The 21,792-nt window shown below is 42.4% G+C and carries 17 protein-coding genes; 13 read left to right on the top strand and 4 right to left on the bottom strand.

The window, feature by feature from the left end:
- The first annotated feature begins 1 nt into the window (after nucleotide 1).
- From FY557_RS20620 to FY557_RS09105, 7 genes are all read left to right on the top strand, one after another.
- Nucleotides 2–157, top strand: coding sequence for a DUF2256 domain-containing protein (locus tag FY557_RS20620; protein WP_149246942.1), 156 nt, complete (start codon nucleotides 2–4; stop codon nucleotides 155–157).
- Nucleotides 109–1,407, top strand: coding sequence for a DASH family cryptochrome (locus tag FY557_RS09130; protein WP_149246941.1), 1,299 nt, complete (start codon nucleotides 109–111; stop codon nucleotides 1,405–1,407). The genes FY557_RS20620 and FY557_RS09130 overlap by 49 nt, the downstream gene beginning before the upstream one ends.
- On the top strand, nucleotides 1,392–2,873 hold the full coding sequence (locus FY557_RS09125) for a cryptochrome/photolyase family protein (protein ID WP_149246940.1): 1,482 nt from the start codon (nucleotides 1,392–1,394) through the stop codon (nucleotides 2,871–2,873). The genes FY557_RS09130 and FY557_RS09125 overlap by 16 nt, the downstream gene beginning before the upstream one ends.
- Before the next feature lie 206 nt (nucleotides 2,874–3,079).
- Entirely contained in the window at nucleotides 3,080–3,361 is a 282-nt protein-coding gene (locus tag FY557_RS09120; RefSeq protein ID WP_149246939.1) for a TIGR03643 family protein, read from the top strand.
- Between the two features lie 244 nt (nucleotides 3,362–3,605).
- A complete protein-coding gene (locus FY557_RS09115) occupies nucleotides 3,606–4,304 on the top strand; it encodes an SDR family NAD(P)-dependent oxidoreductase (protein ID WP_149246938.1) in 699 nt (232 codons plus the stop codon).
- Between the two features lie 40 nt (nucleotides 4,305–4,344).
- Entirely contained in the window at nucleotides 4,345–4,992 is a 648-nt protein-coding gene (locus FY557_RS09110; protein WP_149246937.1) for a MarR family winged helix-turn-helix transcriptional regulator, read from the top strand.
- Between the two features lie 693 nt (nucleotides 4,993–5,685).
- Nucleotides 5,686–6,183, top strand: coding sequence for a GNAT family N-acetyltransferase (locus FY557_RS09105; protein ID WP_149246936.1), 498 nt, complete (start codon nucleotides 5,686–5,688; stop codon nucleotides 6,181–6,183).
- A 283-nt stretch (nucleotides 6,184–6,466) separates the two neighbouring features.
- On the opposite strand, the gene FY557_RS09100 is transcribed toward FY557_RS09105, so the two are convergent.
- The 3 genes from FY557_RS09100 to FY557_RS09085 all read right to left on the bottom strand — a co-directional run bounded on the left by FY557_RS09100 (nucleotide 6,467) and on the right by FY557_RS09085 (nucleotide 10,428).
- Nucleotides 6,467–7,156 (bottom strand): type 1 glutamine amidotransferase domain-containing protein, encoded by a 690-nt coding sequence (locus FY557_RS09100; RefSeq protein ID WP_149246935.1) that lies wholly within the window; start codon nucleotides 7,154–7,156, stop codon nucleotides 6,467–6,469.
- Between the two features lie 307 nt (nucleotides 7,157–7,463).
- Entirely contained in the window at nucleotides 7,464–9,827 is a 2,364-nt protein-coding gene (locus FY557_RS20335; protein WP_228451751.1) for a PAS domain-containing sensor histidine kinase, read from the bottom strand.
- Between the two features lie 238 nt (nucleotides 9,828–10,065).
- Nucleotides 10,066–10,428, bottom strand: a complete 363-nt coding sequence (locus FY557_RS09085; protein WP_149246934.1) for a hypothetical protein — start codon at nucleotides 10,426–10,428, stop codon at nucleotides 10,066–10,068.
- Between the two features lie 400 nt (nucleotides 10,429–10,828).
- Between FY557_RS09085 and FY557_RS09080 the strand changes: the two genes are divergently transcribed.
- The 5 genes from FY557_RS09080 (at nucleotide 10,829) to FY557_RS09060 (ending at nucleotide 17,578) form a co-directional block, all read left to right on the top strand.
- Nucleotides 10,829–11,680: a hypothetical protein gene (locus FY557_RS09080; RefSeq protein WP_149246933.1), complete on the top strand. Its 852-nt coding sequence runs from the start codon at nucleotides 10,829–10,831 to the stop codon at nucleotides 11,678–11,680.
- A gap of 2 nt (nucleotides 11,681–11,682) precedes the next feature.
- Nucleotides 11,683–13,101 carry a hypothetical protein gene (locus FY557_RS09075; protein ID WP_149246932.1) on the top strand — a complete coding sequence of 473 codons (1,419 nt, stop codon included), beginning with the start codon at nucleotides 11,683–11,685 and terminating at the stop codon, nucleotides 13,099–13,101.
- A 1-nt stretch (nucleotide 13,102) separates the two neighbouring features.
- Nucleotides 13,103–15,844, top strand: a complete 2,742-nt coding sequence (locus FY557_RS09070; RefSeq protein ID WP_149246931.1) for a hypothetical protein — start codon at nucleotides 13,103–13,105, stop codon at nucleotides 15,842–15,844.
- A gap of 299 nt (nucleotides 15,845–16,143) precedes the next feature.
- On the top strand, nucleotides 16,144–16,323 hold the full coding sequence (locus FY557_RS09065; protein ID WP_149246930.1) for a hypothetical protein: 180 nt from the start codon (nucleotides 16,144–16,146) through the stop codon (nucleotides 16,321–16,323).
- 343 nt (nucleotides 16,324–16,666) lie between these two features.
- A complete protein-coding gene (locus FY557_RS09060) occupies nucleotides 16,667–17,578 on the top strand; it encodes an EamA family transporter (RefSeq protein ID WP_149246929.1) in 912 nt (303 codons plus the stop codon).
- Between the two features lie 77 nt (nucleotides 17,579–17,655).
- On the opposite strand, the gene cphA is transcribed toward FY557_RS09060, so the two are convergent.
- The gene (cphA, locus tag FY557_RS09055) at nucleotides 17,656–20,214 is read right to left on the bottom strand and encodes a cyanophycin synthetase (protein WP_149246928.1); all 2,559 of its coding nucleotides are present in this window, start codon (nucleotides 20,212–20,214) and stop codon (nucleotides 17,656–17,658) included.
- 594 nt (nucleotides 20,215–20,808) lie between these two features.
- Here cphA and FY557_RS09050 point away from each other — a divergent pair.
- Complete coding sequence (locus tag FY557_RS09050; RefSeq protein ID WP_149246927.1) at nucleotides 20,809–21,786, top strand: aldo/keto reductase; 978 nt, start codon at nucleotides 20,809–20,811, stop codon at nucleotides 21,784–21,786.
- Nucleotides 21,787–21,792: the final 6 nt, after the last annotated feature.

Raw genomic sequence — 21,792 nt, 5'->3', positions numbered from 1 at the left:
TATGCCGTCCGGATTGCCCTCCAAAATCTGCGAAGTCTGCGGATTACCGTTCAACTGGCGGAAAAAATGGAAGAAGAATTGGGACGAAGTAAAATATTGCAGCGAAAGATGCCGGAAAAACAAAAAATCAATATCCTCTGGTTTACCAAAAACCTGAGGACCCGCGACTCGGAATCGTTATACAGCATCATGCAGGAAGGATTGCCTTTCCTGGCGGTTTATGTTTTTGATGACCGGGATTTCGGAAGAATACAGTTTGGCAGCAGGAAAACCGGGAAATACCGGGCCAGGTTCCTCCTGGAAACCGTTGAAGACCTGAAGGCGAATTTAAACAGGAAAAACATTTCTTTCCTGATAAAACAAGGAACCACAGGAACCGTTTTTAAAGAACTGTCTGATGAATTCGACATCGTAAAAATCTTCTGCCAGCAGGAATGGACCCGGGAAGAAAAGGAGAAAGAAGATGAAATCAGGAATGTTCTGCCTATGGCAGAGTGGGAAAGATCCTGTTCCCAGTTTCTGGTGCATCCGCTTTTTGTATCCAGGATAATGGATAAAATACCGATGCTGTTTACGGCCTTCAGGCAAAAGGTTGAGAAAAACCTTCTGATTCGGCCGGAATTTGCTTCGGAAAGCCTGATGTATAATAAGTCTGTTATCAAAATCCAAAGCGATAAGGTGAGTTTCGAATCGCTGGGATATGAACATTTTGAAACCGATAAAAGAACGGCATTTCCTTTCAGTGGCGGAGAAGCGCAGGCCCTGAAAAGGCTGAAGTCCTATTTTTCAGAAACCAGGAATCTCAGCAGCTATAAAGAAACCCGAAACGGCTTAGCCGGAACCGATTACAGCTCTAAATTTTCCGGCTGGCTGGCTGACGGAAGCCTTTCTGCAGTCACAGTATATCACGAAATTAAAAAGTACGAGCAGGAATTCGGCAGCAACGAGTCAACTTATTGGCTTGTTTTTGAATTGTTGTGGCGGGATTTTTTCAGGTATGTTTCCATGGAGTACAAAGAGCGGATTTTCTGGAAAAACGGAATCAGTAAGAAAGAATATATTTCCGAAGATCACGAGGAACTGATCCGGCAATGGAAAGAAGGAAACACGGATTCGGATTTTATTAATGCCAATATGCTTGAATTAAAAAAGACCGGATGGATAAGCAACCGGGGAAGGCAGAATGTAGCTTCCTATTTCTGTAAGGTCCTGAAACAGGACTGGCGGGCCGGGGCGGCTTATTTTGAAGAACTGCTGATCGATTACGATGTCCACAGCAATTACGGCAACTGGATGTACCTTGCCGGTGTAGGAAATGACAACCGCGACCGGATCTTCAATCCTGAAAAACAGGCTGAAATGTACGATCCCAACCAGGAATTTATACATTTATGGCTGCAGAACTGAAACATACCGCCCAGCTTGTTTTCCCGCACCAGCTGTTTGAGGATACGGATTACCTGGATAAAGGTCAGCCGGTCTTTCTGCTGGAAGAATTCCTGTTTTTCAGGCAGTATGCTTTTCACAAACAGAAGATCGCTTTCCATCGCGCAACGATGAAATTTTATGAAGATTTTCTGAAGAAGACGGGCTTTAAGGTTGAATACGTAGAGAGCATTTCCCAATTATCCGATATCAGGAAATTCATCCCCAAACTTGAAAAGGAAGGCTTTAAAGCCATCAGGACAACCGATGTCTGCGACCACTGGCTCGAAAAAAGGCTGCAGAAAACAAAACTTGAAGTGGAGATCATGGACAGTCCGTTATTCATCAATACCAAAGAAGACCTTAAGGAATATTTTGAGGGCAAAAGGTCTTATCATCAGACCGATTTTTACAGGCAGCAGCGGATTACCCGGAATATTTTAATGAAAGCGGGAAAACCGTTGGGCGGAAAATGGACATATGATACGGAAAACCGGAAGAAATATCCGAAAAACCGGAAAGCCCCCTCGATTCATTTCCCTGAGAACAACGCTTATTTTAAAGAAGCTAAAAAATATACGGAGAAACATTTTGCAGATAACTACGGAAGCCTGACGGATGAGCATTTGTATCCCACCACATTCGGAGAGGCTGAAAAATGGCTGGTCCAGTTTTTTGAAAACCGGTTTGCCGAATTCGGGGTGTATGAAGACAGCATCGTGGAAAAAGAACATTTCCTGCATCACAGCATCCTTTCCCCATTGCTGAATGTCGGTCTGCTGACGGCGGAAGACGTATTGGAAAAAGCAGTTGCCTTTGCGAAGGAAGATGATATTCCGGTCAACTCGCTGGAAGGTTTTGTCCGGCAGATTGTCGGGTGGCGGGAGTTTGTGCGCGGTGTCTACGTATATCAGGGAACCTATCAGCGGAATAAAAATTACTGGAACCATAAAAACAAGCTTCCGGAAACCCTTTATACGGCAGAAACGGGCATCCATCCGATTGACAGTTCGTTGAAGAAAATTCTGAAGACCGGTTATGCTCATCATATCGAAAGGCTAATGGTCTTTGCCAATTTCATGAACCTCTGCCAATTCGATCCGGATGAAGTCTACCAATGGTTTATGGAAATGTTCATCGATTCCTACGATTGGGTAATGGTTCCGAATGTCTACGGCATGAGCAGCTTTGCCGACGGTGGGAAAATGAGCACAAAACCTTACATCAGCGGAAGCAATTACCTGAAAAAAATGAGCGATTACCCAAGCGGTGAATGGACCGAAAAATGGGATGCCCTGTTCTGGAACTTCATCCATGAGCACAAAGATTTCTTCCAGAAAAATCCACGGCTGTCGATGATGGCCAGGACGCTTGAGAAAATGCCGGAAGAAAAAAGGAAAAAGCATCTGGATATGGCCAGAGAGGTGATTAAGGATTTGGGTCATTAAGGCTACTGCAAATGTAAAGTTTTAGAGGAATCTCGATGTCCCCTCACAAGTGAAGTTTATGTTGAGCCTGTCGAAGCAGCTTTCTGAAACTTTAAAACGGTTAGTAAAAAAAGCTTTGTGGGCTTTGTGTCCGCACAGCATCAAGTCACAAACGGGGCTAGTTAATAGAAAATTCACGAACTCCGGATTCAATTAAAAAGAAAACAATGAATAAAAATTTCAACATACAGGAAACCGACCGCATCATTGAAATGGCATGGGAAGACCGGACGCCTTTTGAGGCTATCAAATTCCAGTTCGGGATCAGTGAGCCTGAAGTGGTTGCGCTGATGCGTTCCGAGCTTAAAGAATCGAGTTTTAAGCTTTGGAGAAAACGGATAAATTCCGGAGCCAGCCAGAAGCATCTGAAAAAAAGAAGTGAAGAAATCCGGAGATTTAAAAGCAGCCGGCAGAGAGCCATCAGCAATAATAAGATTTCGAAGAGATAGGTAAAGACAAAGGCTGAGATTAAGTTTCGATCAGATCTAATAATCTCTGCTTGCTTTATAAGTAAAACGGGCTTTGTGGAGCTTAAAAACAGTTAATAGTACAAAAATCCTGATGAGCTTTGCATTCAAAAAAAAGCTAAGGAATCAACAGGGCTTTGACAGGCTCAGCCTGACAACGGTGAATAGTTAATATTAAAAAATCTCTGTAACTCATATTCAAAAATAAACCATAAAAAAAATAAATATGAAAAACATCGTCATCATCGGCTGCGGGAAAGGCATCGGCCTGGCCACGGCAAAAATCCTTTCAGGAAAGCACCACATTATCGGAATTTCAAAAACCGAAAATCCGGAACTGAATCATCCGAATATCGAATTTCACCGGATGGATATTCTTTCGGGAGATCTTGATGAAATTGCTTTTCCGGAGATTGTTGACGGATTGGTATATGCACCGGGAAGCATCAACCTGAAACCTTTCAACCGGCTTTCGGTGGAAGATTTTAGAAGTGATTTTGAAATCAATGTGCTGGGAGCGGTAAAAATCATTCAGAAATTGTTACCTAACCTGAAAAAATCTGAAAGCGCTGCCGTGGTCCTGTTCAGTTCTGTGGCGGCCAAACTGGGAATGCCTTTCCACGCTTCCGTGTCCGCCAGTAAAAATGCAGTGGAAGGGCTTACCAAAAGCCTGGCGGCGGAATTTTCAGCACAAAAGATCAGGGTCAATGCGATTGCACCTTCTCTAACGGATACCCATCTGGCTGCCCAGTTGTTATCGACGCCTGAAAAGCGTGAGGCCTCTGCCAAAAGGCATCCGCTGCAGAGAGTTGGAAATCCTGAAGAAATGGCGGCCATGGCAGCCTTCCTGATTTCGGATCAGGCTTCGTGGATTACCGGACAGATTTTCGGAATGGATGGCGGAATGGCCAATATTAAGCTTTAACTTAGACTGGTCTTATTTTATTTTAGATTAAATTTGTATTATGAAAACTGACTTTTTCATTGATCTGCTTCATCAGGTAAAAGATTTTGAAAATTCCGGAGCCTGCAAACCTCATTCCAGCGTTGAGGATTTCCGCCTGTGGCTGAACGACCGGAAATACAGGGAGGAAAGCCCGACCAAACTCTTTAAAAATGAAGAGCATGAGGTTTCGTTTATGGAAAATGAAATCTGTAAGCAGGTGCTTTTGCTGGGAAGATATTCCAAGCAGGCCATCCGCAAAGGACTGAAGGATTTTCCCGAACTTGCCAATGAAGAATTCACCTACCTTTACCGTCTTAAAGATGAGCCGAACCTGACCAAAATGCAGCTGATCGAGCGGAATGGCCACGAAAAACAAACCGGAACCCAGATCATCAAACGGCTGCTGGAATCCGGAATGATGGCGGAAAAAAATGATGAAAAAGATAAAAGAAGCAAGCGGCTGAACCTTACTGCGAAAGGAGAGAGGGTGTTCCATGAATCCGTAAACAAGGTGAATATCACTTCGAAATTTTTATCGGGTCAGCTTGATGACCGCGAAAAAACAGTATTGCTGGATCTTTTGAAAAAGCTCAATGAATTTCACGGACATTTTTACCGGGAAGATAAAAGTTCGGATTTGGAAAAGCTGGTTCATTATCAGAGTTAAGAACCGGATTATTTTTAAAATCAGATATTTTTATTTCCTGCATACCTGCTAATTTAAATCAAAAACCTTTTATTGGAAATATACCTGTCTTTTTGCATTTTTTTGTAAAGCAATCTGATGTTCAGGCCTATGGGAAGGGGACGTCTTATCAGCATAATGAAATTAGCGTTGCTGCTTTCATGTGTTGCCGTACGGGGAACAGCATCTGGTTTTTTCCGTGCATATGCTGCGACTAATATAACCGGTCACTTTGCCTGTTTTCGGAGCAGTTTTGTGGAAATTATGCTTCCGCTTTTACTTTCATGCTTTATATTCTTGTTTTTTTATCGGGCGCTTTTTGTGTCCGGGCTCGTGATGGAGCTGACTGCCAAACGGCAGGCTCATACTTTGTCAATATTACGATCCGGATATTGAATATCAAATGAGATTTGCTTGTTACTTTATTAACTAAACTGACTCTGATTCTTACCCTTTACTCCGTTAACTGCTGAAGTAAAGTTGAATATGGTTGGATTTACCTTAAGATCGTATCGGATTTTTTCTGATAATGCTGCCTGCGGCTGAATTTTAGGTATTCATTAACAGTCGTTTTTTTATATTATAATTATCTTTGATGACTAATGGTTTTAATCACCAGGATATTTTAAACAAAAGTCATGTAACCGGTTTTCAATCCCGGTTAGTTAACAAAATATGAAAAAAAAAGTCATCAGAAAAGCTGAGAAATCAGATAATGAAGCGCTTGCAGAACTGATCCGGGATACTTTTACCGAATTTGATGCTCCGAAAGAGGGAACAGTATATTCCGATCCCACGACATACGATTTATACTCATTATTTAAAAAAGAAAATTCCGTGTTATGGGTGGGTGAATTAGACGGTGTTATTTCCGGGTGCTGCGGAATTTATCCTACGGAAGGTCTGCCGGCAGGATGCGCCGAACTGGCAAAATTTTATCTCCGTCCGGAGGCAAGAGGAATAGGGCTCGGGAAAAGCCTGATGATGAAAAGCATTGCAGGCGCAAAGGAAATGGGATACGAAAACGTTTATCTGGAAAGCCTGCCGGAGTTTTCAAAAGCCGTGAAAATGTACGAAAATTCAGGATTCCGATTGCTGGAAAAGCCGTTGGGTAATTCCGGACATGATTCCTGTTCCATATGGATGATCCGAAGCCTGGATGATATCGGCTGAAATCCGTATAATGCTGATCATCTTATCGTTTATATGATGTAGCTTGAGAATATAATCTTATGCAGATTACAATGATTACGCAGATATCAATGCAAAAAAATCTGCTGAATCTGCCGGCTATGCGTGCGTATACTTTTCCCAGCTCAATACTCAATTTCTTACTGCTGAATTTAGAATGAACAACATTAGTCCGAAAGCATTAGCAGAAACAGATCCAAAAATTCCATCATTACAGATAAAGAAGATTTTCTCAGCAATGATGGAAATAGATAGTCAGACAATCTCAGCTTGTTTTATTCTTTAAAGCGGCCATCAGTTTTTCGGCTGCACTTTCGGATGAGGCTGGATTCTGCCCGGTAATCAACAGGCCGTCCTGAACGACGTGCACGCCCCAGTCATCTGTTTTGGAATATTTACCACCGGCATTGTTCAGTTCATCTTCCACCAGGAAGGGCACCACACCGGTAAGCTGAACCGCTTCTTCTTCCGTATTGGAAAAGCCGGTTACCTTTTTGCCTTTTACCAGAGGGTCGCCGTTTTCCAGTTTTATATTTTTGAAAACGCCCGGCGCATGGCATACGGCCGCAACAGGCTTGCTGCTGTTGTAGAAATCCAGAATTAATCTTTGTGAATCCTCGTCATTGGCCAGATCCCAGAGAGGCCCGTGCCCTCCCGGATAAAATACGGCATCGAAATCCTCTGCTTTCTGCTCACTTAATTTCTGCGTATCGGCAATGATCTGCTGTACTTCCTTATCGTTGTAATAGCGTTCCGTAGCAGGAGTCTGCGCATCAGGATCTTCACTTTTCGGGTCAATGGGTGCCTGTCCGCCTTTCGGGGTAGCTACTACGATATCGAATCCCGCATCTTTCAGGGCATAATAAGGAGCTGCAAATTCTTCTACCCAGAATCCCGTTTTTTTTCCAGTGTTTCCCAGTTCATCGTGTGAGGTAACTACAAATAGTACTTTCATTTTATGTATTGTTTTTTAATACTTTTAAGTAAAATGCATGAATCATTGTGATTCAGAATGAACAGAATTAATGCTGAACATTCGCATTTCTTACAATATGCCTGAGGTAGATACAAGTTTGCTGCCAATCCGAACGTATGAAGATTGATTTGGGCCATTTGCTTTATATTTGTTCACCGGTCATTTATAGATATTTAACATCCGGTTAAGGCGGATAAACATTCGGAATGCCGAATCTGAATTTCACAGCTTTTAAACAACAAAGCTCCATTTGACCTGCTGTAATATTTGATTGTTTTCCGAATAATTAATCCATTTCCGTATCCAGCGGAAGCGAGAAAATAAAATCGGAACCTGCACCTACTTCGCTTTCTACCCAGACAGAGCCATGATGATGGTTGATAATTTCCGAACACAGATACAACCCGATTCCAAACCCGGAAATCGACTGCATTTCCTCTCCTTCGACCCGGTAATAACGGTCAAAAATATGCGCAATATCTTCCGGTTTTATTCCTTTGCCCTGATCTTTTACGCTTACATAAGCGAATGTATCGTCTGAAGTGCAGCTGATACGGATGGTGCTGCCGGCAGGGGAGTATTTTACGGCATTGCTGATCAGGTTATGAATCACCTGCTCGATCTTATCCCGGTCGGCATTTACCTGTACGGACCGGATCGGGGCAAAAACCGTAATATGGCTGTCAACCGTTGCTGTTGTTTCTTCTTCAGCGGCTTTCAGCAGATCCGAAAGATCAAACAGCTGCCTGTTGATATGTATTTTTCCGGATTCAAGCCTTGAAATATCCAGGAACCCGTTGATCATCGTCGTCATTTTATTGATCTGTAGATCGGCCTTTTCCAATATTTTAGACAGAAAGTCGTCTTCTGTTGTGGAAAATTTGGCCTGCATCAGCTGAATATAGGTTTTAATGGAAGTAAGCGGGGTTTTCAGCTCATGGCTAACGATACCGATAAAATCGTTCTTACGGATCTCATCCAGCTTTTTTTCGGTAATTTCATGAATGACCCCGGTAAAATATTCTTTACCCTCTTTTTGCTGTATTTCGCCAATGGCACGCACCCACCGTAACTTTTCATCGTGAAAGCCGATAATAGGATATTCCATATCAAAGCGGGCATTTTCCGAAAATGCCCTTTCTACGTTAGCGGCCAGAAGATCCCGGAAATCCGGATGAACCTGGCTGACCGCAGCTTCATAAGACATGAATTCATCAGGGTAGAATCCGAAAAATTCTTTAAGCTTCGGCGAATACGTAAAAACCCGGTCGTCCACACCAATCTGAAATGTTCCTAAGCCGGCTGCATCTACCGCCATCCTCAGGCTTTCCTCTGCACGCCTGATATCGGCACCGGCCAGATACTGATCGGTGATATCCATCAAAACGCCGGTAAAAGCGGAAAACGTACCCGAAGAATCTGCCTTCAGGTTGCCTATTGCCCGCAGCCAGCGGAGCCGCTGATCATGGAACCCGATAACAGGATAGGTAACATCATAATCGCCGTTGTTATAAATGGCATTTTCAAATTTCGCTGTAACGTATGGCCGGTATTCATCAGTAATCTGCGCCAGAGACTGTTCAAGGGATAATGTCTCATCTTCATCATAGCCGAACAGCTCTTTTGAACGGGCATCCGTAATAAATTCCCGGGTATTGGAATGAATGAACCAGGTACCGAAATTTGCAGCATCTACAGCCAGACGAAAGGCAATCTGGCCTTCCTCGATTTTTTCATTAGCTTTAATCAGCTCATCATTTACTTTGGCTATTTCTTTGAGTGTAGCAGCAAGTTCCCGGTTGGTGCCGGCGAGCTCTTTATTAAGCTCCTTGAGGCTTTCCTCCCATTTTTTCCGGTCTGTGACATCCCGGGTTGCCCCTGCAATGGCTTCCACTTCACCGTATTCATTAAGAACCGGCGTGAAAATATAGTCATAAACACGGGTTCCCAAAGTAGCGTGGGGAAAAGATACATCTCCGCGCACCGGAAGTTTTGTTTTAATGATTTCATCGATTTCCCGCTCATGCATTTCGGCATGCCAGGGCTCGTAGCCTATTTCCAGCAGTCCTTTTCCGATCGATTCCTCCCAGGTTCTGCCCCACATATCCAGCAGGGCCTGGTTGGCATAGGTAAACCGGTACTCGAGATCAAAGACGTACAGCAGATCCGGTGTTGAAGAGGCAATGGTTTCATACAGCCTTTTCTGCTGGTCGGATCGTGCCCTGGCTTTTGACAAGGCTTCCTCTGCCTCTTTGCGTTGGGTAATATCCTTTGCTGTGCCGAACCATTCAATAATATTGCCCTGTTCATCCAGAATGGGGATTGCTTTGGAAAAAGTCCATCCCGGCCTGCCGTCTGCACGCACTACCCGGTGCTCGAGCTGGAATATTTTCTTTTCGCGGATGCATTCTTCGATGGTTGCATTTACCAGATCCAGATCATCCGGATACACATTATCCGTCCTCCAGTTGGTAGTGGGAGCATCTGCGTCTTTCAGAAATCCTCTGCCGTCGAGCTCACGCATCTCACTCCAGTCGGGGCTTAATGAATATACCACGTCCGAAGTCGCTTCGATCAGGGCTTTTAGGCGGGCTTCCGTTTCGGCTACCCTTTGATTTTCAGAGGTATATTTATCAGGGAAATTTGTCATATCTTCTTCCGGTTACAGTCATTGCTTAGTTAAAAACACAGGCATTTTATTGGAATAAAGTTAAGATTTTTATCTTGAAACTTATGCCATATTATATTTTCAACCGGCGGTACGTGTGTAACGGATTGCTTTCCAAATTGAAAAGTTGCAGCAATGAACAGAATAATCCGCGATAATTTAATAATTTCAAGAATAAAACGATCAATCAGAAAATTTGAAATAACAGTTGATTACAACCTTACATAATGGTTTTCACGGTGTTTTCTGTAATTTGGTTATGCTCTTCCGCTTTCCGGAATCCGGTTTCCCGGCAGTTAATAAGAAGACAGCCGCTTCCCCGGCTTACAGAATGCCGTACGAACTTCCTGTGTATCCTCGAATCCGGTGTAAGGGCGGCCCTGGGTTTTATTCCGGAGAAAAATATATCCAAACCTGAATATTCAGGTACGGCATCAGCGCGGGATATAAAATGATTTTCTTCCCAGGTCAGATCCGTCCCGTAACTGCAGGCCGTTCTTTTCAGTCTAAGAAAATCTCTTTTAAAGGATTGATAGCGGGTTCCTGCTGCAACTACAGAATACAGGATGCCAAAAACTTTCACATGAATTAAAAAAAAGTGAATTTTGAACCCTGTAACGGTCAAGTAATATCATCTTAATTTATTGAAAGGCAGTCTGCTGCAACTACAGAAAGAAGGAGGTTAAAAACTTTCACAGGAACAAAAGAAAGATCAAATTTGAAATCCTGATATAAATGCAAATCTTACTGGTCTCAAAAATAATAATGAACACATAAGCAGGAATATTGCAGCTGAAAGTTCAGAGATGTTCTTAAATGTACAGTTACAAAATTAAAAACAGAGTATTTCTCCTGATAACTGGGCTATTAACCATACAGTAATTGACAGCACTGTAAAGAGAAATAAAATCAATCGGAAAATATTGAATTATGCACTGCCAGTATTCCCGGATGATCAATTATCAAGTTAAACTAATAATTAAATGAGTACACCATTAAATACAATTTTCAGCTGGTTCGAAGAGGGCGACAGTCCTACGGGATCTCAATTTCGGCAGACCTTTTCTTCATTCCGTCATCTAGATGAAAAAATCAGGATCAATGAAGTGGCAGGATTGCCTGAAGCGTTACAAAATACATTTCCCGACACTGCTTTTGCCGAACATCTCAAAGATCAAAATGCACATGATGCGGTGCTGGCAAAACTCAATGCCTCCAATCTTACGCCTGCTCATGTGGATCAGTGGAAGCAGAAATTGCAAATAAACCTGGCTGCTACGATCGATGGAGCTGAAGAAACCGGAAATGTGTTTACCAAAAAACAAACCGCAGAAATTGTAGATAAGCTTCAGGCAAAGGATAATGAAATACTTGAGCATATCGTTAAGATTAATGAAATGCTGATCTGCGATGACATGGATCTTGATCAACTTCAGGAAATCGTTAACTACATCAAAGAAAGCAGAAAGCAGATCGGATCACTTAGGGAAACCCTTGTCAATGGAATCTCAGATGATAAAATCCGGCTCCTCGGAAATTATTCAGGCTGGGGGATATCCACCTATCAGAATCAGTTTAATGATCTGGTCTTCGGCAAAATCAAAAATATTGAAAAGGAATTCGCTTCGGAAAAAATTATCTATGAACAGAGGGTCAGAGGCAACTCATCGATAAAACATGATCTTGATACATTAAGCTTTGTAATCGATGCTTACGATACAGTTACTCTGTTTACCGTGCCCCTTAAAGTAAGAAGAATAGACCCAAACAACATCGAAGTGCTGTTTGATTCAATACCACCTAATATAATTCAATTAACCATAAAAAAAATATAGACATGGATATTAAATATGCTTATTACAGAAGTTCCGTCGGATATAAAATCGAAGGAAAAACAGACAACGACATTTTAACAGCCGGTGGAGGCACCAGGCCCATCAACTCATTCTGGCATGACGGAAACCTTAATCCGTTGGATTATGTGCCGAAAACACGAACCTTAACCATTAACGGGACCAGCTACGATCTGTCCGCAAACCGCTCTTTTACAACGCCTGATACCATTACCCGCCTGAAAGGAGGAACGTCCGGTTCTCTGGTATCCGGAGATGTTACCCTTGCAGCAGGTGCTAATATGGGGATCAGCCAAACCGGAAATACGATTACCTTATCCTCTACGGATACCACGTACGGCGCGGGAAATGGTCTTACTTTGTCAGGGACTACATTTTCTCTTCCGGTTACTACTTCAGGGAGCGGGAATGTGGTGACAGGGATCGTTCAAACGGCCAACGGAATTACCGTAAACCTGGGCTCTATGCCTACTTCGGCTGATCTCGCCAACTACATTCCGTTGTCGCAGAAAGGTGCTGCAAATGGAGTAGCCGGACTGGATGCCTCCGGATTGGTACCTGCTTCTCAGTTACCGTCTTACGTAGATGATGTCCTGGAAGGATATTATAAACCTGCCGACGGAAAGTTTTATAAGGAGGCCTCGTATACGAACCTTATTAACGGCGAGACGGGTAAAATATATGTATCGCTTGATACCAATAAAACATACCGCTGGACGGGGACAACATTTGTTTATATTACTTCCGGTGCTGTAGACTCTGTAAATGGATTGACAGGCGTAGTAGTTCTTAATAAATCTCATGTCGGTTTAGCCAACGTTGATAACACCGCAGATGCGGCAAAAAGTGTTCTTTCCGCAACAAAATGGACTGCAGTGCGAAGCATTACGCTTTCCGGAGTTACTGCTACGGCGCAGAACATCGATGGTTCAGGGAATGTTTCAATTCCTGTTACTGCTGTTCCCGCAACATTACTTACAGGTACGGCAGCCATCAATACCACCGGATCATCTGCGAAATTAACGACGGCGAGAACGATTTCCGCTACCGGCGACGGAACCTGGGCAGTTACTTTTGACGGTTCGGCCAACGTTGCCTCAGCACTGACATTGGCTGCAACGGGTGTAGCTGCCGGAACTTATGACCAGGTGACTGTTGATGCCAAGGGTAGGGTGACCGCCGGAAACAATATGGTAAGATCGTATACTACTTCTATTTCCGGAACAGCTTCAGTGACCCATAACTTAGGGACAAGGAATTTGGATGTTGCCATGTACGATACGGTAACATTTTATAAAATCGACGGCAGGATCAAACTGACCGATCCGAATAAAATAGATGTTGAATTTGATTCTGCTTTACCAAATCCTGTATCTATAACCGTAACCAGTAAAGATTTGTAAGATGAGCGATATCAAATATGCACTTTATACCTCGTCGAAGGGCTTTAAAGTCGTAGGAGGTACAGCGGCTCATTTTTTAAAGGCCGACGGCAGCACGGATAATACATCTTATATCCCGTATAGTGGCGCGAACGCCAATGTTAATCTCAATGGAAAAAACTTTGAGACTTCAGGCAGATTGACAACCGGGAACGAGATTTTAAATCTTGCATCTGCTTCGATTCAAGGTACCGGCATTATCGATATCAAGTTACCGAATATGAATATCATGGGCGTATTTTACGTTGATATTTTTACTTACGGATCACTTGTCGGTACTTTTATCTGCCAGTTTTATACCTATTACAATAATTCTTTACATTTTGCGGGCAATAATTCAGTTGCATTTTTAGGCAATAATTCAAATGGTTTAACAGTAAGATATGTAACTGTAGGGACAGGTTTTTCTTCAGAGAGGCATATTTATATCGGCGGTTTAACAACAAATTGGGGAAACTGGACTGAAATAAACATCCGTGGATTAATAAATGTTAACAGGGAACCATTAAAAAGCAGTCCTCCGGTCATCAGTTTGATTACGGCTGAAGCATCGCCCCTTAATACATCTTTTACATTCAATGATTTTTCTGTTGAGTCGGCATTAAAGTTAGGTTATTCCAGAAGTATCAATGGTACCCCATTTAATGCAACTGCTGATATTACCACTGAGATCTGGGGAGCCTCCCGGAATCTGACAATCGGGAACTCTACCAAATTGGTTAACGGTTCCGGAAACGTTGCCTGGACTCTGCCGGAAATTGGCGCATTGTCTCTGAGCGGCGGGGAACTGACAGGAGCCTTAACCATAAAGCCATCAAATGGAAGTAGTGGATTTGAACAGGATGTCCTGACATTGCATGATTCAGGAACTGCAGAAGGTAATATTATACCGCTTGCTTTTAAATATGGTGTATCTGCAACCCCGACGGCATTTATCAAGGCTGTAGGAAAAGGATCGAGCGGCAGTAACGGGGCATCCTTCCAGTTTTTTGATAATACTACCAAGCATACGGAAATAAATTCATCCGGCGTCACAGCTAATGCATTTATAAAGGCTGGCGGGACGGCTGCACAATTTTTAAAGGCCGACGGCAGCATTGATGGCAGTTCTTATCTGCCTTCAGCCGCCGCGTCAAATTATCCACTCCGGAGTCTTTTAGGGGGTGATGTTAATTCAATACGGGTTTTAGATACCAGGAATACCAATCCGCTGCCATCTACCGAAATAAAGGCAGGGGTTTTATATGACTTCAAAACGAGTTCAGCAATAGGACTTTCAGGAACAGATGTTGGTACCTACTCAGCTGCTATTACGATGGTGCCTTACAGTGATAATTCCGGAAATATAAATACGGCATTCAGGTTAGCGCAGACAGCCAATTCAATGTATTTTCAGAATTACATATCGGCAGGCAAATGGGGGGCGTGGAATAAGTTGCTGACAAGTAGTGATTTATCAAATTATTATACAAAAACGGAATCTCTGAACCTGTTTGTTGGAAAAACCGGAATTGAAACCATCAGTGATACCAAAACCTTCACCAGCAGCCCCGTTATCCCAAACGGAACCCTGGGTACCCATGCGGTAAACAAAAACCAGATTCAATTGAGTACGGGTGCTGAAGGAGAAAGCGGCCAGCAATTAACCATCAGCGGAAATAATTCGGTAAATCTCACCAACTTTTTCGTGACGTCGAGAGACGGCTCAAGAAATCCGAATGACATCGCCCCGAATTCAACCCCGAAAAGGGTAAGGTTTGATTTTGCTGCAGCCAGCATCGCGGGACTGGGAGCATCCGGAAATTATGCCGGGATTATGACCTATTCGCCCTGGGACGGTACTTCCGCTTCTACCGGAGATTCTTCTTATCAGTTGGCTTTTGCAAACCAGACGGGGATTAACGGCACCGGGGTTCCGATGCTGAAGATAAGGAAAGGGATCGATGGAAACTGGGCGCCCACATGGTATAAATTCTGGACAGAGGCGGATTTTACCTTAACCAATATTCAGCAGTGGAATAATGCTTATCAGAACGGGCTGAGACTGAATCAGGATTTTACCATCTATACAGGAAATGAAGTAATGATTTCAGATAATTACTTTGAAAATGAATCCGGATTGGTAGATGCCAGTTATAAAAATTTTATAGCCGGTAAGATCAATGAATATTATAAATATGGCAGTAATATCCACGGAGGATTCGAAGGAATCAATTACCATCTGGAGCTGCAGACTATAGGCATTGGCGGTGAAGCGGATAAAAATAAGGTAAACGTGCAGGGCTGTGTGAAAGCTACGGAAAACTTTAAGTCAAAAGCCGAAGAGGCTGATACCATCTTCATTCCCAACGGTAACGTAGCATCTCTCAGGAATGAAATTGTTAATGACGAATCAGAATATGCCATTCGGTTGGATCCGCATCATTATGAGATCGATTCTTCCGGTAATCTTGAGGTAAACGATAGAAACAGGTTGATTCATATCATCGGGGAACAGATTAAAATGATGGTTAATTTCAAAGAAATTTATCCCAAGCAACAGATCGTCATTTATAATTTTGATCAGAAGAACTATCCAATGGCAGTTCTGATCCAAGGTAAACATATCTATAATATTGAACCGGGCTGTTTCCTGAGATTATACGTTACCAAATCGTTAAGAGTGATTGCTGAAAGACAGCAGCCCTGCGAATTTATATGGTAAAAATAGCAGAGATCAACTAAATATCAGTATAATTAATTTAAGCCACAATCGGAAGACTTCTGTTTTCTGTTGTGGCTTTGTTTTTCTTAAGCAAAAATCATGAATCAGCGAAAGAATTAAAATGTTCACCTTCAGGTTTTTATACAAGGAACTTATTTGACTTGAATTCAAATAAAAGAATATTTATATAGTAATTTTTCATTTTAATACCGGTCAATATTATCAGCTGTATCAAGATTCTTAAAGACCGGAGAGGATTTGCACCGATCCTGCATGATCTGAAAAAGCTGAAGGAAGCCATGTCTGCAAAGGATAACAAAAAAATCTGCAGCCTGCTTGAAAAACCGGGCGATGCAACGGTGGAAGCCGCTGAAAAAGCCGAAAATGCAAAGGACAGCACTTCCATTAAAACTGGGAAAGGGTCTACTGAAAGTTTCAAAACCAGCCGGAAAACTGACGTTAAAAAGAGCAGAACTTAATAAAATAAAACAGGATATTAATAAACCAATAAATGGATTAATGTTAAGCCATTCAGCAGATCTGAATGGCTTTTATTTGTCATATTTGCTTTATGTTTCTTTTAGATAAAAAATACAATTTTTCCACACGGAGGCTGCAAGGGCTGAAAACAGGATTGAAATTACCTGCTGTAAATTATTGCCGGAAAAAATGTAAACAGGCTAAAAAAACCTGATCTTAAGATATTCAGGAAATCAGCATAGAAACTAAAGAGGTAAATATTATTAAAATATATAATCCATAGCCTCATCTAATATTCCTATCTTCGCAGGATTTAAGACTAACCAAAAAAGGGGATTTCAGTTGAAACAGTTAAAATATTATATTGCCGCAATCATTGCATTTGCCATTTGGGGAACTTTCAGTTTTGTTTTGAAACCATTACATCAATATTCGTCACTTGATATTCTTTTTTACAGGGTTTTCAGCTGCGCAATAATCATGTCATTCATTTCCGTCTTGTTTAAAAAGGGAAGTATCAAGGAAAATCTGCATATCTTTAAAAACCAGCCTCAAAAAGTCCGACAGAAAACGGCTGTTCTGAACATTCTGAGCAGTACGCTTCTCACCGCAAACTGGTTCTCATTCATTTATGTGATGAACCATATCAGCGTAAGAGCGACTTCTGTGGCTTATCTGGTTTGTCCGATTCTTACAACCATCCTTGCCTTCTTTATCCTTCATGATAAGCTCAACAGGTTGCAGTGGCTTTCTGTTATATTAAGCGGAGCAGGATGTATTTTATTATCATACTCTAACCTGATTGATATGCTGTACAGCAGTTTGGTTGGACTTACTTACGCCGTTTACCTTGTTATCCAGAATATTAATAAGAAATTCGATAAATTTCTGGTACTTAATATCCATATTGTATTTGCATCACTTATTTTATTACCGTTTTTTCCGGCCTATTCAAATGCTGTTCCTGCCGAATTTAAATTTTATGCATTCATTGAGGTTATTGCCGTCCTATATACTATTGTTCCGCTTCTTCTGAATCTTTATGCTTTATCGGGAATCTCATCCTCGAAAGTAGGGATGATTTTAAACATTAACCCGATCATCGCTTTTATCCTGGCAGCAACTGTATTTCATGAAAAGCTTGAGTTTATACAGATTTTAGCGTATTCCATTATATTTCTGGCTGTAATTATTTTTAATTCAAAAGAAATCTTTGCAACCAGGTTAAAGCCGGAAAAGATGAAAAAGATCTAGTATATACCTGACTTTTTTATATTACGGTATTTTCAAACGAATCTGAGTTTCTTTGTGATATTTAGAATCACCCTGAATCAGTCCTCATAAAGCCCGGCAATATATTGGGTAATATTCAGCGTCTGTGCGGCATCATCGGCGCAAATGACAACGTAGCTTCCTTTTTCTGCCGTATCAATTGCAAAATGAATGGCCGCTTGGGTATCGGCAATGATCCGATATTCAAAATCAGGCTTGACATCCCGGATGCCCTGTGCTAAAAGTCCGGCGGTCGATTCCTCGCTTCTGCCTCTTGTATCACGGTCAAACTTTATGATAATATGATCATACATAGAGGCTGCAATCTGCCCGAACTCAATAATGTCCTCGTCGCGGCGGTCTCCGGCAATAGTGATAATCCCGGTCTTTTTTTCCTTAATATGCCTCAGGTATCCGGCAAGGGCTTTAAGGCCGTGAGGATTGTGGGCATAGTCGATGATAACGTTCACACCATTGATTTCAAATTCATTGATTCGTCCGGGAGCCTGTTCCGCGTTGGGGGTGAAACCCTTTAAAGCACGCATAATACCATCCGTCGGAATCCCTGAAAAATAAGCTGCCAGAACGACAGGCAGCATGTTCTCAATCATAAATTCCGCTTTGCCATGACAGGTTACAGGTGCTTCGGCAGCATTAAAAACAAAAATTTTACAGGCATTGTTATAAATAAAAATATTAAGGTGGCGGTCTGTATATACTGCGCTTCCACCATTCTTCATATGCTCCTGAAGCCTGGGATTGTTTTCATCGGAACAAAACAGTGCCACCTTACATTTTACTTTATCTTTCATTCCGTATGTATATTCATTTCCAGCATTTAAAATAGCCCAGCCTTCTTTCTTTACGGCACACGGAACCACCGCTTTTACATCCGCAAGATCTGCTACGGTATAAATATCTTTTAATCCCAGATGATCGGCTGCAACGTTTGTAACAATGGCAATATCGCACAGATCGAATCCGAGGCCCGACCTGATAATGCCGCCACGTGCGCACTCAAGCACTGCAAAATCAACGGTTGTATCCTGTAAGACCGTGTGCGCACTTTGCGGGCCGGAACAATCACCTATTTTAATCCTCTCATCTCCCACATAAATACCGTCGGTTGAACTGAATCCCACGGTGTATCCTGCATGAGCTGCTGTATGAGCCATCAGTCTGGTGGTGGTTGTTTTACCGTTCGTTCCGGTAATGGCAACGATAGGAATCCTACCTTCGTCTCCCTGTGGAAACATCAGATCTATTATCGGTTCACCCACTTCCCGTGATTCTCCTTTAGTAGGATACTTATGCATTCTCAGTCCCGGCGCTGCATTTATTTCTATAATGGCACTGCCGTTTTCCGAAAAAGGCCGGGTAATATCAGGGCTGATGACGTCAATTCCGCAGATATCCAGACCAATAACCTTTGATGCTTTTTCGGCCAACACTTTATTCGCAGGGTGTACGGTGTCTGTGACATCCTCCGCAGTGCCGCCTGTGCTCAAATTGGCTGTAGATCTTAAAAATACCTGCTGTCCTTTTGCCGGGATGGTGTCCAATTGCAGTCCCTGTTTTTGAAGGTACTGTTCCGAAACGGAATCGAGACTGATTTTTGTCAGGGCATTCTCATGGCCGTCTCCGCGCAGATGATTGAGGTTTTCCGTTTTTACCAGTTCTGAAATGGTTGACGAACCGTCGCCAATTACAGAAGCAGGCTGCCTGAGTGAGGCTGCAATGAATTTATTACCGATCACCAGCATCCGGTAGTCATACCCTGTAATCTCTTTCTCGATCATCACAGGTTTTGAAATTTCCGCTGCCGATCGGAACCCAATGAGCAGTTCTTCAAAGTTTTTAATACCGCAAGTCACATTTCTTCCCTGATTGCCGTTGAAGGGTTTCGTGACCAATGGATACCCTAAATGTTCTACAATCGTCAGGAGTTCATTTTCATTTCTTGCCAATCTCCCGGAAGGAACCGGTAAATAGGCGCTTTCCAGGAATTTCTTCGTATAATCCTTATCACAGGCAATTTCTACGGAAATACAGGACGTATGCTGGGAAATAGCAGCGCTGATCCTCTTTTGGTTTTTTCCGTATCCCAGAATAGTAAATCCGGCGGGCCCTTTGGTTACAGGGATATTCCGCTTTTTTGCAGCCTCGATGATCATGGTACTTGTAGGTCCTTCACCATACTTACGGTGAGCAACCTGAACCTGCTGCCTGGCTTCACGGAATGTTATAGGAGCCTCATCGCCGCAGAGCGACCGGATCATCTCTGATGCAAGTTTCAGCGATTCCAGACCCGCTTCTTCAATCTCATATTCCAGTACTCCGTAAAATATTCCGGGCGCAGGTATAGCTATATGATAATCAATAGATGAGCCCTGTAAAATCGAAGCCAGGCGTAAAGTATATTCGATCATGGAAAGCCTGAAGTCGTTATGAGAAGATTCAAAATGATATTCTGAACGGAAATAGTCACGGAGCAACTGCTGCTTTTCAGGGAGTATTTCCGAAACCGGAACAGGATCATATTTAATAATAATTAGATGGTGACTGCTGCGTGACCACATGTTTGGCCCCCGCATGATTCTGATTTCATTTGTAATCATAACAATAGTAGTTATTACAATAAATATTTTAAAAGGTTGATAACAGGTGTCAACGAGTTAATTATCAGGATTTTGAAGTGAATCTATAGATGTGGAATCTGATATGGATCTATGATTAGGCTGCAATTCCTTATTAAACTTCCGTTAGCACCGGCGAAAAGTGATATTGAGGTTGTGTTTGCTGCAAACGGATACTGCATCTGCTTTATCCGAAATGTCTGCAACTGCATCTTTTTTGCAGCCACTCATCGTGAAAGCGGTAACAATTACTGCTGTGAAAATAAAATTTCATATCTAATTTTTTTTGGTGTACTCAAAGTTATTATTGTCATCAAGAGTAAGTTATGATTTAGCGCATACGGGTAAAATACTTTTACATTTAAATTGTTTAATTACAGTGAAGCTATGGAGTGTTGCTTCAGTTGATTAAAATTGATAGTCAACGGTAAGATAAAGTAAGGACTCGATTACAGTATTTAAAATGTTTAAAAATTTACCTACAACAATTACCAATCCGGCTACTTTTTAAAGACTGACGATCCCGAATTTTGTCATTGAAATTAAAGTCAGTTTTAAAACATTCAAAAAAGAAGTATGCAAAAAAGAAAATTAGGAAATGGCGGACTGGAAGTTTCCGCGTTGGGATTTGGCTGTATGGGATTAAACTTTCTGGACGGAAAAGGAATGGACAAAAAAGAAGCCATAACGCTGCTTCGCCATGCTGTCGAAAGAGGGATCACATTCTTTGATACGGCAGAAGCTTACGGCCCTTATACCAATGAAGAAATTGTAGGAGAGGGATTGCAGCCCTACAGAAAAGAAGTGATCATCGCTACAAAATTTGGCTGTAAAGAGGCTAAACCGGCGTCAGGATTAGACAGCAGGCCTGAAACGATAAGAGCAGTCACCGAAGCTTCGCTGAAAAGACTAAAAACAGATTACATCGATTTGCTGTATCAGCACAGGGTTGATCCGAATGTTCCTATAGAAGAGGTTGCCGGAACCGTAAAGGATCTGATACAGGAAGGTAAAGTAAAATATTTCGGACTGTCGGAGGCGAGTGCCAAAACCATCCGGAAAGCCCATTCGGTTCAGCCGGTATCAGCACTGCAAAGTGAATACTCCCTGTTCTGGCGGGAACCCGAAAATGAGATCATCCCCACTTTAGAGGAACTGGGAATCGGCTTTGTTCCGTTCAGCCCTTTGGGCAAAGGTTTCCTTACCGGTATGATCAGTACAAAATTGGAAGATGTCGACCGGAGAAATATTCTTCCCCGTTTTACTGAAGAAAACATACAGGCGAACCAGGTTTTGGTGGAAGCGCTTTCTGAGATTGCCGTACAGAAGAATATCACGACTGGTCAACTGGCCTTAGCCTGGCTGTTGGCTCAGAAACCCTGGATCGCACCTATTCCCGGGACAACGAAACTGAAGCGTTTAGAGGAAAACATCCGAAGTACAGACATTGTGCTAACGGCCGGGGACCTGGCTGCCATTGACACAAAAGTAAATGGAATTATACTTTCCGGCAACCGGTATCCCCAATTTTTAGAAGAACAGATCGACAAATAACAACAG

This window comes from Chryseobacterium sp. SN22, from assembly GCF_008329705.1.
GTDB lineage: Bacteria > Bacteroidota > Bacteroidia > Flavobacteriales > Weeksellaceae > Chryseobacterium.
This window is presented reverse-complemented; position numbering and strand designations above follow the sequence as displayed.

Bases quoted from the DNA above. Each gene is read 5' to 3' on its own strand.
- FY557_RS09110 (WP_149246937.1), top strand. From the start codon at position 4,345: ATGAAAACTGACTTTTTCATTGATCTGCTTCATCAGGTAAAAGATTTT.
- FY557_RS09080 (WP_149246933.1), top strand. From the start codon at position 10,829: ATGAGTACACCATTAAATACAATTTTCAGCTGGTTCGAAGAGGGCGAC.
- FY557_RS09065 (WP_149246930.1), top strand. From the start codon at position 16,144: ATGTCTGCAAAGGATAACAAAAAAATCTGCAGCCTGCTTGAAAAACCG.
- FY557_RS09125 (WP_149246940.1), top strand. From the start codon at position 1,392: ATGGCTGCAGAACTGAAACATACCGCCCAGCTTGTTTTCCCGCACCAG.
- FY557_RS09100 (WP_149246935.1), bottom strand. From the start codon at position 7,156: ATGAAAGTACTATTTGTAGTTACCTCACACGATGAACTGGGAAACACT.
- FY557_RS09105 (WP_149246936.1), top strand. From the start codon at position 5,686: ATGAAAAAAAAAGTCATCAGAAAAGCTGAGAAATCAGATAATGAAGCG.
- FY557_RS09130 (WP_149246941.1), top strand. From the start codon at position 109: ATGCCGGAAAAACAAAAAATCAATATCCTCTGGTTTACCAAAAACCTG.
- FY557_RS09075 (WP_149246932.1), top strand. From the start codon at position 11,683: ATGGATATTAAATATGCTTATTACAGAAGTTCCGTCGGATATAAAATC.
- FY557_RS09070 (WP_149246931.1), top strand. From the start codon at position 13,103: ATGAGCGATATCAAATATGCACTTTATACCTCGTCGAAGGGCTTTAAA.
- FY557_RS09050 (WP_149246927.1), top strand. From the start codon at position 20,809: ATGCAAAAAAGAAAATTAGGAAATGGCGGACTGGAAGTTTCCGCGTTG.
- FY557_RS09115 (WP_149246938.1), top strand. From the start codon at position 3,606: ATGAAAAACATCGTCATCATCGGCTGCGGGAAAGGCATCGGCCTGGCC.
- FY557_RS20620 (WP_149246942.1), top strand. From the start codon at position 2: ATGCCGTCCGGATTGCCCTCCAAAATCTGCGAAGTCTGCGGATTACCG.
- FY557_RS09120 (WP_149246939.1), top strand. From the start codon at position 3,080: ATGAATAAAAATTTCAACATACAGGAAACCGACCGCATCATTGAAATG.
- FY557_RS20335 (WP_228451751.1), bottom strand. From the start codon at position 9,827: ATGACAAATTTCCCTGATAAATATACCTCTGAAAATCAAAGGGTAGCC.
- cphA (WP_149246928.1), bottom strand. From the start codon at position 20,214: ATGATTACAAATGAAATCAGAATCATGCGGGGGCCAAACATGTGGTCA.